General features: G+C 55.0%; 12 protein-coding genes. 5 read left to right on the plus strand and 7 right to left on the minus strand.

Annotated elements, in window-relative coordinates; translation table 11 throughout:
- The first annotated feature begins 60 nt into the window (after nt 1–60).
- From FE848_RS05540 to FE848_RS05550, 3 genes are all read left to right on the plus strand, one after another.
- Nucleotides 61–1,341: an MgtC/SapB family protein gene (locus FE848_RS05540; RefSeq protein WP_200201770.1), complete on the plus strand. Its 1,281-nt coding sequence runs from the start codon at nt 61–63 to the stop codon at nt 1,339–1,341.
- Nucleotides 1,342–1,465: 124 nt separating this feature from the next.
- Nucleotides 1,466–2,242, plus strand: a complete 777-nt coding sequence (gene djlA, locus FE848_RS05545) for a co-chaperone DjlA (protein ID WP_200201771.1) — start codon at nt 1,466–1,468, stop codon at nt 2,240–2,242.
- Between the two features lie 156 nt (nt 2,243–2,398).
- Nucleotides 2,399–3,856, plus strand: a complete 1,458-nt coding sequence (locus FE848_RS05550) for an amidase (RefSeq protein ID WP_200201772.1) — start codon at nt 2,399–2,401, stop codon at nt 3,854–3,856.
- On the opposite strand, the gene FE848_RS05555 is transcribed toward FE848_RS05550, so the two are convergent.
- The 3 genes from FE848_RS05555 to FE848_RS05565 all read right to left on the minus strand — a co-directional run bounded on the left by FE848_RS05555 (nt 3,847) and on the right by FE848_RS05565 (nt 10,080).
- Entirely contained in the window at nt 3,847–5,736 is a 1,890-nt protein-coding gene (locus tag FE848_RS05555; RefSeq protein WP_227715185.1) for a diguanylate cyclase, read from the minus strand. The genes FE848_RS05550 and FE848_RS05555 overlap by 10 nt on opposite strands.
- A gap of 169 nt (nt 5,737–5,905) precedes the next feature.
- Nucleotides 5,906–8,992: an efflux RND transporter permease subunit gene (locus FE848_RS05560; protein ID WP_200201773.1), complete on the minus strand. Its 3,087-nt coding sequence runs from the start codon at nt 8,990–8,992 to the stop codon at nt 5,906–5,908.
- A 5-nt stretch (nt 8,993–8,997) separates the two neighbouring features.
- The gene (locus FE848_RS05565) at nt 8,998–10,080 is read right to left on the minus strand and encodes an efflux RND transporter periplasmic adaptor subunit (protein WP_200201774.1); all 1,083 of its coding nucleotides are present in this window, start codon (nt 10,078–10,080) and stop codon (nt 8,998–9,000) included.
- Nucleotides 10,081–10,414: 334 nt separating this feature from the next.
- On the opposite strand from FE848_RS05565, the gene ilvG reads away from it, so the two are divergent.
- Nucleotides 10,415–12,115 (plus strand): acetolactate synthase 2 catalytic subunit, encoded by a 1,701-nt coding sequence (ilvG, locus tag FE848_RS05570; protein ID WP_200201775.1) that lies wholly within the window; start codon nt 10,415–10,417, stop codon nt 12,113–12,115.
- Entirely contained in the window at nt 12,112–12,393 is a 282-nt protein-coding gene (locus FE848_RS05575) for an ACT domain-containing protein (RefSeq protein WP_227715186.1), read from the plus strand. Before ilvG ends, FE848_RS05575 begins: the two co-directional genes overlap by 4 nt.
- Nucleotides 12,394–12,440: 47 nt before the next feature.
- Here the strand turns inward: FE848_RS05575 and FE848_RS05580 are convergent, their stop codons facing one another.
- From FE848_RS05580 to bktB, 4 genes are all read right to left on the minus strand, one after another.
- Nucleotides 12,441–13,622, minus strand: a complete 1,182-nt coding sequence (locus tag FE848_RS05580; RefSeq protein ID WP_200201776.1) for a thiolase family protein — start codon at nt 13,620–13,622, stop codon at nt 12,441–12,443.
- An 18-nt stretch (nt 13,623–13,640) separates the two neighbouring features.
- Nucleotides 13,641–14,792, minus strand: coding sequence for an acyl-CoA dehydrogenase family protein (locus FE848_RS05585; RefSeq protein WP_200201777.1), 1,152 nt, complete (start codon nt 14,790–14,792; stop codon nt 13,641–13,643).
- Nucleotides 14,793–14,817: 25 nt separating this feature from the next.
- Complete coding sequence (locus FE848_RS05590; protein ID WP_200201778.1) at nt 14,818–15,579, minus strand: SDR family NAD(P)-dependent oxidoreductase; 762 nt, start codon at nt 15,577–15,579, stop codon at nt 14,818–14,820.
- Nucleotides 15,580–15,688: 109 nt separating this feature from the next.
- Nucleotides 15,689–16,876, minus strand: coding sequence for a beta-ketothiolase BktB (bktB, locus tag FE848_RS05595; RefSeq protein ID WP_200201779.1), 1,188 nt, complete (start codon nt 16,874–16,876; stop codon nt 15,689–15,691).
- Nucleotides 16,877–16,910 lie beyond the last annotated feature (34 nt).

The raw sequence follows: 16,910 nt of genomic DNA on the forward strand, positions 1-16,910 counted from the left end.
CCGGCCTTGCTGACTGCTATTATCACGGCAACACCCACTATAAATGAGCTACCTTCGTTCATGGATGACGTTGCATCCCAGTTTCTGGCCACAAATGAGACCACACTGAACCTTGCGGTGGCACTTTTATTGGGTGCCATTATAGGCTTGGAGCGAGGCTGGGGCTCCCGCGAGCAGAAATCTGGCGAGCGCATAGCTGGCATTCGAACCTTTTCCCTTATTGGTCTTTTGGGTGGCATTTCTGCGGTTCTGGCAGAGGAAATCACCGTCTGGGCATTTCCTGTGCTTCTTCTGAGCGTTGTAGCGATGGCCATTGTGGCCTACAGCGAACGGCTCGATCATATCCGGAACTTCAGCATTACCGGTATGGTCAGCATGGTGCTCACCTTCTGCTTTGGCGCTATAGCCGTGGCCGTCGATCCGGTGATAGCAACCACTGCGGCTGTGATTACCGCTATTATTCTGGACAATAAGGACGAAATTCACGGATGGGTGCACAAGCTGAAGGCCCACGAACTGGATGCGGCGCTCAAGCTGCTGGTCATTTCAGTGGTGATGCTGCCACTGCTACCGAACGAGCCAATGGGGCCAGGTGGCGTACTCAACCCTCGGGAAATCTGGTGGATGGTGGTGATGATTGCATCCATCTCCTTCGTAGGTTATTTCGCCATGCGCATGGCGGGGACCAGTAAAGGCATTCTGTTTACCAGCCTGTTTGCCGGCTTAAGCTCTTCCACCGCCCTGACCTTACACTTTGCCCGCCAAGCCGACAAACACCCGGCTCTGAACGCCCAGTTCGCCACCGGTATTCTGATTGCCTGCGGCACCATGTTCCCGCGCATCCTCGTTTACTGCTTTGTGATCAATCGGGATTTACTGCCCAGCCTGGTCTGGCCCGTGGCCGTTATGACATTGCTGCTTTATGTGCCCGCTATCTTCATTTGGCACAGAAATTCCGAAACCGGCGAGATCAGCCAGCCAACGCTCAACCAAAACCCGCTGGATCTGAAATCCGCGGTGGTTTTCGGCATGCTGCTGACAGCCATCCTGCTGCTTGGGGACTTCCTGAAAGATTGGCTGGGCGATACCGGCATCTATATGCTGGCCGCCACTTCGGGCATTGCAGATGTGGATGCGATTACCCTGTCCCTCACTCGCATGTCCAACAATGGCCTGGCAATGGATGCTGCGGTACTCGGCATCGTTATTGCGGCGGCCACCAACAACCTGATCAAATCGGGCATGGCCTGGGTGATCGGCAACCGGCAAATAGGGCTTTATGTGGCAGGGCCTATGCTGCTGTCACTGGCAGCGGGGCTTTTGGTGGCCTGGCTACAGTAAGCAAACCACTACCAACTCGTTTTTCCGAGAAAATAGAGCGGCTGGATGAAAGCCTGTTCATGAAGATTCGCAAAAAAACACGTATATTCTGTGGTCTGATCCATTATCCCCTAAGGACGTTTTAATGCTGTTTGCGATGATCATTGGTGGTTTGATTGGTTACAGCTTTGGCAAGTTCCCCGGATTTTTAGTGGGGGCTGCTCTGGGCGCTTTTCTGCTTAACCGCGCTAAAAGCCGCCTGATTGGCAAACTTCAAGGCATTCAATCCGGTTTCATTGAATCTGTGTTTGCGGTCATGGGTGCACTGTGCAAGGCCGACGGAGTTGTTTCAAAAGACGAAATACAGATGGCCGAAGCCATGTTTGTGCGCTTCCGCCTTAATGAGGCCCAAAGAGAAGCTGCAAAAGCCGCATTCAGCCGGGGCAAAGCCAAAAATTTTGATCTGGATGCAGAGCTAAGACACTTCCTGGCTATCAGCGGTCGCCAACCCGCTATATTGCAGATGTTCCTCCAGGTACAAGTGTCTGCTGTCGCTGCGGATGGTGTAGTCCACCCGGCAGAACACGAAATGCTGGTCCGCATAGCACGCGGGCTTGGCCTGCCCGAAAGCCAGGTAGATCAACTGGAAGCCATGTTGCGCGGCGCGCACGCTGGCCAGACCGGCAGCCAGCGATCTACGGCTCAGCAAACCGACGATGCCTACAAGGTTTTGGGTGTTTCACCATCCATCAGCGACGCGGAGCTTAAAAAGGTATACCGCAAACTCATGAGTGAAAACCATCCCGACAAGATTGCCGGACGCGGCCTGCCGGAGAGCATGCGCGAAATGGCCGAAGAGCGCACACAAGAAATCACCCATGCCTACGACGTTATCAAGGAATCCCGAAAAGCCAGAACCTGATTCCGTCAACCCCCTCGCAAAAGCCCGTTAAACATAACGGGTTTTTGCACTCATACCTGAAATGACATGTCGTCATATTTTGCGTTCGAGTAGAGTATGCCTCCAGGAAAGCAGCTCCCCGGAGAACTGCTGCAAATTATGATGGAGATGCCTCGAATGTCCGCTTCTGACGCCCCGAAAACCGCCAACACCTTTACCAATGACGCTCTTGGGAACGACGACGCGACCGCTTTGGCAGAGCGTATCCGCCGTAGGGACGTATCAATTTCCGAAGTGACCCAGGCTGCTATTGCCCGGTTGCATAAAGCCGAACCACTGGTTCACGGTGTTGTTGCGGAACGCTATCAACAGATGCTGGAAACCGCTGCCAAACTGGATAGTAAATCTGACCTGGCAGAGGCGCCGTTTTTCACCGGCGTCCCTACCTTTATAAAAGACAATACGAACGTAGCGGGAATGCCAACACGCCAGGGATCAGCCGCGGTGCCTGCCGGACACCTCGTAAAGCACACGAGCCCCTTTGCGGAACAGATGCTGGCCCAAGGCTATCTTTGCATGGGAAAGACCACCATGCCGGAGTTCGGATTTAATGCTTCAACCGAGCCGGTGCATGATGCCCCCACCCGCAACCCCTGGAACCTGGCATACTCCAGCGGAGCCTCATCAGGTGGCGCGGCAGCACTCGTGGCAAGCGGCGCCGTTCCCATTGCCCATGCCAACGACGGTGGCGGCTCCATACGGATTCCGGCGGCTGTTTGCGGGCTCATAGGGCTCAAGCCGTCCCGTGGGCGTGTGATCGAGAACGACGCTTCAAAGTCACTCCCCATTGATATTCTCAGTGATGGTGTAGTTACTCGCACCGTTCGGGATACAGCCAATTTCATCTATGAAGCAGAGCGGTATTACCGCAACCCGAAATTACCATCCATTGGAAAAGTGGAAGGCCCATCTGGCAAGCCGATGCGGATTGGCTTGGTTATTGACTCTATTAACGGTCACAAAACTGATGACACGACACGGCGCGTTGTCGAAGCCACTGCCCGAAAACTGGAAGCCCAAGGCCACCATCTTGAGCCTGTAGACACACCTGCAAACTCGAGCTTCCCCGATGATTTTGCAATGTACTGGGGATTGCTGGCCTTTGGCATGAAACTCAACGGCCGCAAAATAACGCACCCGGGGTTCGACAAACGGCAGGTAGACGGTTTGACTCAGGGTTTGGACAGAATGTTCAAGCGAGGTTTCCTGAAGATGCCAGCAGTGCTGTGGCGCTTGCGCCGCGCCAGGTTCGAGTTTGCTGAGGCCATGTCGGCCTATGATGCGGTACTGACACCGGTTCTGGGCCACACCACTCCAAAGCTGGGCCACCTGAGCTCAAAAGTGCCCTTTGACACACTGTTTGAGCGCCTCACGCAGTATGCCAATTTCACCCCACTGGCAAACGTTACTGGCACGCCTGCCATATCAATACCCATGGCTATGACACCAGAGAATCTGCCTGTTTCAGTGCAGCTCATGAGCAAGTTCGGGGATGAGCGAACGCTGCTGGAGCTTGCATTCGCGCTGGAGTCCGAGTTTTCACCCTGGGCTACTGCTGAATACAGTCACGCCTGAGTAGTGGCCGGTGTCGCGTCCTCACTGGGCGTGGCCCAAGCCACAACACAATTACGGCCATTGGCCTTCGCCTGATACAAGGCTTCATCCGCCCTGCTGAAAAGTACCTCCGTGGCACCTGCATTATCTGGCAGTTCCGTGCACACTCCGATACTGACGGTCAGGTGAAGTGTTTGGCCGGATAGCTCAAACGCCATAGCTGCAACTGCCTTACGAATTCGCTCGGCAACATCGAGGGCGCCTTTGTGCGGTGTGTTTGGAAGCAGAACAACAAACTCCTCACCACCATAACGAGCAGCCATATCCTGTGGCCGGGTAACTAACTGGCGTACACACCGGGCCACCATCTTCAAGCAATCATCACCCACCAGGTGGCCATGGCTGTCGTTAAACTGTTTGAAGTGGTCGATATCCAAAAGCAGAAGCGACAGTGGCTCCTGATATCGGTAGGCGTGCACCACCTCCGTCTGGAATGCCCGATCAAAGTGGCCGCGGTTTTTTAGCTCTGTGAGTGCATCCGTGGAACTTAATTCAAGCAACTGCTCGTTCAGGCGCTCAAGATCCCGGGTACGCTCCCGTACTCTTTCTTCAAGCAGCACATTAGCTTCGCGTTGTATTTCCAGGGTTTTAGCCTGTGCAATCCGGGCCTTACGCTCCTCTCGCAATGCTCCCTGCTGGGCCTCAAAAATTCGCTTCTTGTCTTTATTCAGCCGGTCTGCCAGTGCAATTGACAGTAACGTTACGCCAAGGGCGGAGCCAATCTGCGTTGCATTTTCTGTCAGTAGGTTACGGGGCAACATGGTGAACTTGCTCATGGCCAGAACAATGCCGCCAAACAACATGAACACCCATGCAAAAGTGTAATACCGTGCCGCTGGATCCTTTTTCACCCACCGGACAATGCTGAGTATTAACAGGGTTGAGCAACCGATAACCGCCAACAATATTGTCGGCAAAATCAGATACTGGTACGGCACCAACAAGCCAGCCACCGCCATCAACCCTGCGGCCCCGGCAATGCAGAGCGTCCACCGGTTCAGCAGGGGGTGGTTTTTCCGGGTAACGTTGATAAATGCAAGAGTAAAGGATGAGCCAAATAGAACAGTCAGGCTCAAAAAAACGATGATAGCCTGATCATTCCACCATATTGCTTCCGGCCATAAATACTGAAAAGCCACACCATGAAGGCTAGCCAGGAACAACGGCATCGCCGCCATGAATACCACATAGTGCAGAAAGCTCCTCTCGCCAACGGCGAGAAAAACAAATACGTGGTATAAAATCATGACCAACACAATGCCGTAGTATAGCCCCTCAAACATGCTTCGGGACTGCTCCACCGAATAGAACGCATCCTGATTCCAAAGCGTTAAAGGAATCTGCATGGAACTGGTGGTTTTTACACGCAGGTAAACCTCAGCTTTCTCAAAGGGCGCGAGTGTTAAAGGTACAACAAAATTGCGGTGCAGAATGGGACGGTCGTAAAACGGTTGTTTGTCGCCCAATACCAGTACATTTTGGCTCTGGTCATCCGGTTTGAAGTAAACCTCGATGTGATCAAGAACCGGATAGCCAATCTCAAGAAAGGTGTTGGCTTCACTCGCAGTGGCGTTTTCCGGGGCCACGCGAAACCAGAATACCTGTGGGCCATAACCCAGGTTAACGCTATCACTGCCGTTGCGCGTCCAGGCATCCGCGCTTAACCCTGCAACGTGCGAAATATCGGTGGCCTCATCTGGCTCTTGCCAATAATCCACGTAACGAGAAAGTTCTACTCGCTTGGAATATTCACTCCATACAGCTGTCTGTTCCGCAGAAAACGCCGAGATGGACGTCAGCAGCAAAAGTAGCAGGCAAGGTAACCGGAAGTCTCGTTTCAAAGCTGGCTCCAATCACACACGGGCTTGTGTGCCGCTGTCGGCTTCTTACCCAGTATGGCCTCAGGATCATGCATTTGCCTGCACTTCCTACCATAAGGCGCAAATCGACAAGAAACGCTACAAATCTGTACAGCTTTGTACAATATTGCCCATAAATCGCCCCGGCACTTTAATCCGCAGGCCACATACGCCCGGTTTTCCTCCGCACAGCTTCCCCCACCCGATCACCCAGCACCAGCATGGCCGGTGTAAGCAGCAAGGTGAGAATGGTGGCAAATGCCAGGCCGCCAGCGATGGCGCTAGACAGCTGCGCCCACCACTGTGTTGATGGCGCCCCCAGCCCAAGCGACGGTGTAAGCAGATCGACATTCACGCTCAAAACCATCGGCATCAAGCCCAGCACGGTAGTAATTGCGGTAAGCAGCACAGGGCGCAAACGCAGACAGCTGGTTTCCAATGCCGCCTCGTATGCCGCCATGCCATCTTTCTTCATTTGATTATAGGTGTCGATCAGAATGATGTTGTTATTCACCACAATGCCCGCCAGCGCGATAATACCCATGCCCACCATTACGATGCCAAACGACTGGCCGTTCAACAGCAACCCGAGAAGAACGCCGGCCGTTGAAAGTACAATCGCAGAAAGAATCAGGAAGCTCTGGTACAACGAGTTGAACTGAGTCACCAGAATGAGCAGCATCATGGCAATTGCAATCAAAAATGCGCTTATCAGGAAGTTGGATGCCTGCTGCTGATCTTCATTTTCCCCGGCAAACTTAACCGATACGCCGTCGGGCGTTTCAGGAAGCTTGGCCTGTAAAGCTTTTAGCAAGCTGTCCACTTGTTCCCCTGGGCCAATATCCGATTTGATGGTAACCGTTCGCTGACCATCTACCCGGGAAATGCTGCCTGTCTTGTTTCCGGGTTGCAGATCAAGAAACTGCGATAGAGGAACCTGCCCCCGCGCCGTATTGATGGTCTGGCGTTGCAAATGGTCGAGTTCGCGCCAGTTGCCGGGAACCCGCACAACAATATCCACCTCATCACGAACATCTTCGGGCCGGTAGGTGGCCAGCACCAGGCCATTGGTAACCAGGCGAACAGCACTGCCAATGCTCAGCACGTCGGTTCCAAAACGGGCGGCGGCTTCGCGATCTACTTCAAGACGCCATTCAATACCAGGCAGGCTGCGGTCATCTTCAATGTCCACAAAGCCACCCAGGGCGCGCATTTGATCCTCGATCTGATCCACGTATCCGTTGAGCTTGCTGCTATCTCGACTACTGATCAGAAGCTCTATCGGTTTGCCCCCAGCCGGGCCATTTTCCTGCTTGCGAAATTCCAGCTCGATACCCGGAATATCCTGGGTGCGCGCAAGGAAATCATCCAGAATGGCACTAGCGGGGCGGCGGGTAAACCAGTCAGTAAATTGGAACTGAAGCACTCCAACCACATCCGGAGCCATCTGAGTGCTGGCGTTCAGCATCGAGCGCGCGTACACCGCTTTTACTTCCGGCATGCCCTGTAACCGGCCTTCAACCTGTCGGACTATGGCATCCCGTTCCAGAACAGACAGGTCGCCCCGGGCTCGCACCTGCACCTGAGCAGAATCCGGTTCCACGCTGGGGAAAAATTCAATGCCATAATTGAACTTGCCATAGGCGATATAGATCACCACAACCACGCCAAGCACGCCCACCAGAGTAAGGCCTGGGTGGGACAGGAGTGTGGACAGCAACCTGCGATAGCCATGCATCATTCGTCCGCTTTCACTGACCGTGCGAGCACGGCGACCACCACTCACGCCCCCCAGAACCGGCAAAAACACCAACGCCATGGCAAGAGAAGCAACCAGGCAAATAATCACGGTAATGGGCAGAAACTTCATGAATTCGCCCACAACACCTGGCCAGAACAAAAGCGGAACAAACACCGCCAGGGTAGTTGCCGTTGAGGCAATTATCGGCCAGGCCATGCGGCTTGCAGCCTCCGCCCAAGCACTTTTTACGGTATGCCCGTCAGACAGGTTTCGGTCTGCCAGTTCAGATACTACGATCGCTCCGTCCACCAGCATGCCGGCAACCAGAATGAGGCTGAACAGCACCACGATATTGAGGGTAAGCCCCATGGACCAGATAACGAGAATGCCTGTCAGGAAGGCGCCGGGAATGGTCAACCCTACCAGCAAGGCTGAACGCGGCCCCATAGCGGCAATGATCACAATAATAACCAGCACGATGGCAGTCAGTACGTTGTTGAGCAGATCGCTCAGCAGGTCGCGCACTTCATCAGACTGATCCATGATGTAGCGCACTTCCAGGGCTTCCGGCAGCAGCGGCTGTGCCCGGGCAATCAGCTCACGTACCTGGGCCACGGTTTCAATAATGTTAGCGCCACTGCGCTTGGATACTTCCAGCACAAGTGCAGGCTCACCATTGATGCGCGCAAACCCGGTCGGGTCTTTGAAGGTGCGCTGCAACATGGCGACGTCTCCAAAGGTCACCACCGTATCGCCATCTACCTTCAGAGGCATGGACATAACATCTTCAATATTCTCGATAACACCGGGCACTTTCAGGGTCATACGACCATTGCCTGTATCCAGCGATCCTGCCGCCACCAGTTGGTTGTTGCGGGTGACCAGATTGCCAAGCTGGTCGAAATCGACGCCGTAGCCTTCCAGCACCTGAGGGTCTACTACAATTTCCAGCAAATCTTCCCGGTCGCCTCCAATATCAACTTCGAGCACCTCTGGAATCGCCTCGATGGCATCTTGTAGCCCGCGGGCAACTGTAATCAGCTCTCGTTCAGACAGCGGCCCGGAAAGACCGATGGAAAGTACAGGAAACAACGAGACGTTTATTTCATTGACGCTTGGCTCGTCAGCTTCCCGGGGGAGTTTGCTACGGGCCGTATCCACGGCCTCCCGAACGTCCTGAAGAGCTGTATCGGGGTCAAACCCGGCATCGAACTCCAGCATTACCGAGGCGTGCCCTTCAGAGGCGGTACCACGCATTTCCTTTACGCCCTCCAAAGAGCGCAACTCCTGTTCCATGGGGCGAATCAGCAGCCTTTCTGCATCTTCCGGGCTTATACCTTCCAGTGCCATGGAGATATAAATCATGGGAATGGTAACGTCGGGATTAGCCTCCCGGGGGATAATCTGGAACGCAGCAATGCCGCCAAGTGTCAGGAAAAATAGCGTAAGCAGAGTAGTGCGACTGCGATCTATGGCCGCATATATGAGTGCGTGCATACGGCTTAGCCCCGCTCTTCGGAAGCGTCTACAGGCTCGACTCGCTCGCCCTCTTTAACAAAGCCTCCACCACGAGTAATCAGGCGAGTCTCGTCCGGCAAACCGGTAACCCAAGCGCCCTCTGTGGACACACTGAGCAATGTCACCGTGCGAAAAACCACCTGGTTTTGATCATCAACATATTTCACACCCGGGCGCCCGTCGTCTCCGAGGGAAAGGTAGGCCGGAGAGATAAACGTGGCCTGGACATCCGGCAGTGCAACACGGAGGTTGGCGCTACCGCCCGCTATGCGTTTTTGGTCCGGATTTTCAACGGAAATCTCTACTGCAAAACTCCGGGTCTCAGGGTTTGCAGCGCTCGCTACAAAGGTAACCACGCCATCGAGAGCGTCTCCATCCAGGGGGCGCACCCGCACCTTCTGGCCAGGTGCCACTTGGGCAGCAGACTGCTGGGGCACCTGCCCTTTGGCTTTGAGCCGGTCGGTACGCACCAACTCATACAAGGGCGAGCCAACCTGAACCAAGCTGCCAGTTTCAACCTCTTTGCGGTTTATCACCCCATCAAACGGGGCCCTGGGCCTGAGGTGGGAAACCTCAAGCTGAGCGCTCTCCAACTCTGCCCGGGCAGCCGCCAGATCGCTTTCCACACCAAGAGCCTCCGACTGCGAAGCGAGATTTCTTGAGCCCAGCCTCTGCACCGCAGCCAGATCAGCCTCAAGTTTCTTCACCCGCGCCTGCCAGCGTTGAACCCCCGCACCACGGCCATCTTCGGATAAGGTCAAGAGTACATCTCCAGTCTTTACCGAATCGCCAAGCTCAGCCGCAATGCTTTCTACTGTGCCCGCTACCCGGGCACTCAACATTACCGAACTCCAGGGTTCCAGTTGCCCTTGAAGCAAAAGCCCTGGCTCATATACCTGCGCGTTAAGTGTTGTAACCTCAACCCTTGTAAGTGCATGTTGCGCAGCTTCAGGCTCTGCGGGGGCATCGGTGCTTGCCTCTTTGACTTCACCTGTCGCCATCCAGACAATCAGGGCAATTACAATGATCACAGACAGACCCAGCGAACTCCATTTTACTTTGCTCATTAAGTACCTACACAGCCTGTATTGGGTGAACCATGGCCCGAAAGCGACACTAGCCTGAAAATAAAAGGTCGAAACGGTTGCAACCTGATCAAATCGTGGGGTAGATTCTACACAGATTCCTTTTGCTAATTCAGGCCAGATTGTCGTTTTTATGAACATCAACTCAGTAATTATTCTTGCAAAGCTCGTCCTGGTGGTGGTGATACCTTCCGGGGGATTTTGCGTGGATAAGCGGGTGAGATAGCGACAAACCTGACAAAAACACCAGAAACCCCCGGCACCGCAAGGTCCCGGGGGTTTCTTTTTTACGGAAGAAAAAACAGGAAATATAACGATGAACGGCGCACAGCATATTCTTCAAGCGTTCCACCACCACAACATCGAAACCGTTTTTGGTTACCCCGGTGGCTGCATCATGCCGCTATACGATGCACTAGTGGATGATGTGAGCGTTGAGCATGTGCTTTGCCGCCATGAACAAGGCTGCGCTTTGGCTGCCGACGGCTATGCCCGGGCCAGCGGCAAGCTGGGGGTGTGCATTGCCACATCCGGCCCCGGTGCTACCAACCTGATAACCGGCGTTGCCAACGCATACCAGGATTCAATCCCCATGTTGGTTATCACCGGCCAGGTGCCCTCAGCGCTGATCGGAACGGATGCCTTTCAGGAAACCGATGTTCTGGGAATGACCTTGGGCATCGTAAAGCACAGTTACCTGGCAGAGAGCGCAGACGAATTGCCCGGGATTCTTGAAGAAGCCATAGAGTTGGCGCAAAGCGGGCGACCCGGGCCTGTTTGGATTGATATCCCGAAAGATGTATTGCTGGCCGAGACATCTGCTGCGCCTGCCTACGCACCTGCTCAGCCAAAGGCAACCCGCCCGGAGCTCACCTGCGCCATCGCCATGCTTCGCGATGCTCGCAAACCTTTGCTTTACAGTGGTGGAGGCATCAGCCTGGCCCATGCAGAAGACAGCTTCAGGGAATTTGCCAAGTGCTCAGAGCTGCCAGCGGTAGTAACGCTAAAGGGAATAGGTAATGCCGGCAAACACAGTGCTCACAATTTGGGCATGCTGGGTATGCACGGTTCCCGAGCAGCCAATCGGGCTGTAGACGAGTGCGACCTTTTGTTGGTTATCGGAGCCCGCATGGATGATCGGGCCACTGGCAAACTTGACGGGTTCGCTCCTAACGCAAAAACGATACACATTGACGCCGACGCCTCGGAATTCAACAAGCTTCGCAATGCAGATATAGCCATTCGCGGAGACCTGAACACCATTCTCAAGGAGCTGACCCAGACAATCAGGGACACACCTCTGGCGATCAATGACTGGCGTAAACAGTGCCAGACATGGCGCACTACGGGCGGGTTTCAAGCGGCAGATAACGAGGAGCCGCTGGCACCCATAACCGGCCCTGCTTTCATCAGTCAACTTTCCCGTACTGCACCGGACGACACGGTCATTGCCTGCGACGTTGGCCAGCACCAAATGTGGGTTGCCCAGCATTATCAGTTTGATCACCCAAGGCACCATCTGACTAGCGGCGGTCTCGGCACAATGGGTTTTGGCTTGCCCGCGGCGATTGGCGCGCAGTTTGCGAACCGCAACAGCACCGTCATCAATGTAACCGGCGACGGCTCGTTCATGATGAATGCTCAGGAGCTGGCCACCATTCGCCGTTACAACCTGCCCGTTAAGCTGATCATTATGGATAACCAATGCCTGGGCATGGTGCGCCAGCAGCAGGAGCTGTTTTATAACAACCGGGAAAGCCACATCAACCTGGACGACAACCCGGATTTTGTGGCCATGGCTCGCGCCTTCGACATCCCTGCCCTGAAGATTGATCGCACAGACCAGGTTCGGCGCGGCATTGAAACCATACTGGCTTATAACGGGCCCATGCTGCTGCACGTAGCCATTGCCCGGGAAGAAAACGTTTGGCCGATCGTAAAGCCAGGTGGAAGCAACAAGGAAATGATTGATGAAACCCGCCGCACTGCCGCGGACAAAAAGGAGAAGATCGCATGACCACTGAGAGCAACTGTGAAACACCCAGTTACGACATTACTTGCAGGATGAGCCACGAAGCGGCCGCGCTCGAGCGTCTGTGCCAGGTGGTTCGCGTTCGTGGTTTCAGGATTGCACAAATGGCGGTGGATTCAGCAGACGGAACGCTGAACATCGCCCTGACGATTCAGGGTAAGCGCCCTGTTGCCATGCTCCAGTCTCAGTTGGAAAAGCTGCATACGGTTGCGGAGGTAAAGCTTGCTGCGCCGGTGGTGGCCGCCGCCAGTCGTATCGCCTGACATAGAAAGCCGGTGCAGCGCCACACTTGCGCTACACCGGCTTTCTATCAGAGTAGCTCTACAGCAACGGCCGTGGCTTCACCACCGCCTATGCACAGAGACGCCACCCCACGCTTCAGCCCTTTCTGTTTCAGTGCGTTGATGAGGGTAATAATAATGCGTGAGCCTGATGAGCCAATGGGGTGCCCAAGTGCGCAAGCGCCGCCGTAGACGTTCACTTTCTCTGCATCGAGACCCAACTCATTAATGGCCAGCAAAGAAACCACTGCAAAGGCTTCGTTGATCTCGTAAAGATCCACATCGTCCTTGCTCCAGCCGGCTTTTTTCAAAACCTTCTCAACTGCACCGATGGGTGCCAGCGTGAACTCTGCCGGCAGCTGGGCGTGAGTGGCGTGTGCCACAATCCTGGCCTGGGCAGTCAAGCCGCGAGCGTTTGCTTCTTCCGCAGACGCCAGAACCAGTGCCGACGCACCATCACTGATGGAACTGGCGTTGGCAGCCGTGACTGTGCCGTCCTTTTTAAAGGCTGGTTTCAGGTTCGGGATTTTCTCGGGACGGGCATTGCCGGGTTGTTCGTCAACGCTCACCTGGGTATCGCCACCACGGCCAGATACGGTAACCGCGCAGATTTCCGGCTCGAACCAGCCATTGCTGATGGCCGCATTGGCTCGTTCCAGCGACCGAACGGTGAAGCCGTCCATCTGCTCGCGGGTGATCTTGTAATCGTCTGCGCTCTTTTGCGCGAACACACCCATCAGGCCGCCTTCGTAGGCATCTTCAAGGCCGTCGAGGAACATGCTGTCCATCACCTGCCCGTGGCCCATACGCATACCGCCGCGCGCTTTTGGCAACAGGTACGGTGCCTGGCTCATGTTCTCCATGCCGCCAGCAACCATTATATTGTTGGTGCCCGCTTTAATCTGATCATGGGCCATGATCACTGCTTGCATACCGGAGCCGCACATTTTGTTCACAGTGGTGCAACCGGAGCTGTCTGGAATCCCTGCACCACGGGAAGCCTGGCGCGCGGGAGCCTGTCCCAATCCGGCGGGCAACACGCAACCCATGATCACTTCCTGAACATCCACAGGCTGCAGCCCGCTGCGCTCGATGGCAGCTTTGATGGCAGTAGCCCCCAACTCCGGAGAGCGTACGGAACTCAGCGAACCCATCATGCCGCCCATAGGTGTGCGGGCAGACCCGGCAATCACAACGCTGTTATCGCTCATATTCAAACCTCACTGATTTCAGCCTCTACCCAGAACGGAGCGGGCAATGATTTCTTTCATGACTTCTGAAGTACCGCCGTAAATACGCTGTACCCTGGCATCCATAAACGCGCGGGAAATCGGGTATTCCGTGGTGTAGCCATAACCGCCGAACAGCTGCAAACAGCCATCCGCTACACGGCACTGCATTTCCGTGGCGCTGTATTTCGCCATGGAGGCTGTCGCAGCATCCAATTCACCCGCCTCATACTGGCTGATGCACTGGCTCACGAATGCCTTGTTAACCTGATAATCGGTTTCCATACGGGCAATTTCAAAACGGGTATTCTGTAGCTGCGCCAGTTTCTGGCCGAACAACTCCCGCTCCTGAGCGTAGGAAATGGTCAGATCCAAAGCACCTCTGGCTGCAGCCACACCCAGCGCGCCGATAACCAGCCGCTCCCGTGGCAATTCCTGCATTAGGTAGGCAAAGCCTTTGCCCTCCTGTCCGACCAGTGCGGAGGCAGGAACGCGCATATCAGAAAAGAACAGCTCGGAGGTATCGCCGCTGTGCTGGCCGATTTTGTCGATATTACGGCCTTTGCTGTATCCCGGCAGGCTGGTGTCTACCAGAAACAGGCTGATGCCTTTGGCGCCGGCAGAGGGGTCGGTTTTGGCCGCAACAATCACCATGTCGGCATGCTGGCCGTTGGTGATGAAGGTTTTTGAACCATTGAGGATATAGTCGTCGCCATCCCGCACCGCGCTGGTGCGCATGGCCTGCAGATCACTGCCGGCACCTGGCTCGGTCATAGCAATAGCGCCAACCACTTCACCCGACACCATTTTCGGCAGCCACTGCTGCTTCTGTGCTTCGTTGCCCAGATGGCTGATGTAGGGGGCGACAATATCCGAATGCACCATTACGTTAGTGGAGAGCGCACCATACCCCATGCGGGCAAGCTCTTCGCCCACCACCACGGAGTACTGAAAAGGGGCACCGCAGCCGCCGCAATCTTCAGGAATATCCACACACAACATGCCGGCATCGCCGAGGGTATTCCAGAGTTCACGGGGCACAAGGCCGGATTTCTCCCAAGCCTCGTAATGGGGCGCAACTTCTGTTTCCAGAGCCTTGATGACAGACGCTCTGAACAGAGCGAGTTCTTCCTGGTCCACTGAGTTAGTCATTGCGCTCTCCTGTATTTAATCGGATTTATCTGGGTGCCATGCGCAGAGCACTGTCCAGCCGGATGGTTTCGCCGTTCAGAATTGGGTTACGCACCATCTGATCCACCATCATGCCAAACTCTTCAGGCTTGCCCAGACGCTGTGGGAACGGCAGAGTTGCCGCCAGGCTGTCCTGAACCTCTTGCGGCATGCCAGCCATCATGGGGGTCATGAACAAACCAGGTGCAATGGTGTTCACGCGAATACCTTCGCGAGCCAGTTCACGGGCAGATTGAATCGTCAGGCCAACAACACCACCTTTGGATGCGCTATAAGCTGCTTGCCCTATCTGGCCTTCGTAAGCTGCTACGGATGCGGTGTTGATGATTACACCACGCTCGCCATCTGCGTTAGGGGCGCGCTGAGCCATATCGGCAGCCGCCAGCCTCAAAATATTGAAGGTGCCGATCAGGTTGATCTGAATAACCTTGCTGAAGTTCTCCAAAGGCATAACGCCATCGCGACCCAGAATTCTTGCTGCAGGGCCAATACCTGCACAATTCACTGCAATACCGCACAAGCCATGAGCTTCACGGGCAGTTGCTATTGCCGCTTCCGCGCTTTCGGCAGAGCTCACATCGCAGTGCACAAAAATTCCGCCAATATCTGCAGCCACTTTCTCGCCCAGCTCTTTTTGCAGGTCAAAAATTGCTACTTTGCAGCCCGCAGCTGCCAGTGCACGGGCTGCGCCCTCGCCAAGCCCTGAAGCCCCACCTGTCACAATGGCCGGTACATTTTTGAATTCCATCAACTTCTCCCTTCGCGTCGGGGGTTGGAGAGTGAACTGGGTCAGCCCACGCTTTACGTTAACGTAAACTGTACCCAATTCAGTCTTAAAAAGAAATCCGATTATTTGATCAGTTAATGCGCTCAATAATCAGCGCAATACCCTGGCCACCACCAATGCACATGGTGATCAGGCCGTAGCGGCCACCCGTGCGCTCAAGCTCGGCCATGGTTTTGACGATGAGGATGGAGCCGGTAGCTCCAACAGGGTGACCCAGAGCAACCGCACCACCGTTCGGGTTCACTTTATCCGCTGGCAAGCCAAGCTCCTTGCTAACCGCCAGTGCCTGGGCTGCAAAGGCTTCGTTGGATTCGATCACATCCAGGTCTGCCACGCTGAGGCCGGTTTTCTCCAGCACAGTTCGTACCGCCGGGATGGGGCCGAGACCCATTACGCTGGGGTCTACTCCGGCAAAGGCATAACCCACAATACGTGCACGGGCTTTCAGGCCGCGCTTTTCGGCTTCTGCTGCACTGGTCAGCACCATGGCAGCAGCACCATCGTTGATACCTGAGGCGTTGCCCGGAGTGACTATGCCGTCTTTAGTGAAGGCCGGCTTCAGGCCCGCAAGGCTTTCGGCTGTGGTGCCTGGGCGCACGTGCTCATCCTGCTCAAACACAACTTCCTTTCGCCCTTGTTTTACAGTTACCGGCACAATCTGCTCTTTGAAGTAACCACTCTCAATGGCGTGGCTGGCACGGCGGTGGCTTTCTGCCGAGAAGGCATCCAGATCCTCGCGGGTTAAACCGTATTTTTCGGCGATTCGCTCCGCAGTCATGCCCATGTGGCCGCTGCCAAACGGGTCGGTAAGGGTTCCCAGGGTCATATCAACCGCTTTCCCGTCACCCATGCGCAGGCCTTTGCGAACATTAGGCAGCACATAGGCGCCCTGGCTCATACTTTCCGCACCGCCAGCCAGTGCGATCTGGCTATCGCCCATCAGAATCATCTGCGCGGCACTGATCACTGACTGAACGCCAGAACCACAGAGGCGGTTTACGTTGAATGCCGCAGAACCTTTCTGCAGGCCTGAGTTCAGGCCAATGTGGCGAGCTACATAAGCATCAGCTGGCCCAGTAGGGATGATATGGCCGAACACTGAATGATCTATGTCTTCTGCAGGCACGCCTGAGCGACTAATTGCTTCTTTGGCTGCGCAGGTTCCAAGCTCAGCCGGGGTCAGTGAGCTCAGGCTACCGCCAAAACCGCCGATTGCGGTGCGTGCACCGTCGAGAATGACAACATCAGTAAGTTTCATTGATCGTTCCTCAAGATTTGGATGACTGGAATTC

This window comes from Marinobacter sp. 1-3A, assembly GCF_016597775.1.
Taxonomy (GTDB): domain Bacteria; phylum Pseudomonadota; class Gammaproteobacteria; order Pseudomonadales; family Oleiphilaceae; genus Marinobacter; species Marinobacter xiaoshiensis.

What these genes read in the sequence shown, in the direction of transcription:
- bktB (WP_200201779.1), bottom strand. Translation starts at nt 16,876, where the DNA reads ATGAAACTTACTGATGTTGTCATTCTCGACGGTGCACGCACCGCAATC.
- FE848_RS05560 (WP_200201773.1), bottom strand. Translation starts at nt 8,992, where the DNA reads ATGCACGCACTCATATATGCGGCCATAGATCGCAGTCGCACTACTCTG.
- FE848_RS05565 (WP_200201774.1), bottom strand. Translation starts at nt 10,080, where the DNA reads ATGAGCAAAGTAAAATGGAGTTCGCTGGGTCTGTCTGTGATCATTGTA.
- FE848_RS05540 (WP_200201770.1), top strand. Translation starts at nt 61, where the DNA reads ATGGATGACGTTGCATCCCAGTTTCTGGCCACAAATGAGACCACACTG.
- djlA (WP_200201771.1), top strand. Translation starts at nt 1,466, where the DNA reads ATGCTGTTTGCGATGATCATTGGTGGTTTGATTGGTTACAGCTTTGGC.
- FE848_RS05575 (WP_227715186.1), top strand. Translation starts at nt 12,112, where the DNA reads ATGACCACTGAGAGCAACTGTGAAACACCCAGTTACGACATTACTTGC.
- FE848_RS05580 (WP_200201776.1), bottom strand. Translation starts at nt 13,622, where the DNA reads ATGAGCGATAACAGCGTTGTGATTGCCGGGTCTGCCCGCACACCTATG.
- FE848_RS05585 (WP_200201777.1), bottom strand. Translation starts at nt 14,792, where the DNA reads ATGACTAACTCAGTGGACCAGGAAGAACTCGCTCTGTTCAGAGCGTCT.
- FE848_RS05550 (WP_200201772.1), top strand. Translation starts at nt 2,399, where the DNA reads ATGTCCGCTTCTGACGCCCCGAAAACCGCCAACACCTTTACCAATGAC.
- FE848_RS05590 (WP_200201778.1), bottom strand. Translation starts at nt 15,579, where the DNA reads ATGGAATTCAAAAATGTACCGGCCATTGTGACAGGTGGGGCTTCAGGG.
- ilvG (WP_200201775.1), top strand. Translation starts at nt 10,415, where the DNA reads ATGAACGGCGCACAGCATATTCTTCAAGCGTTCCACCACCACAACATC.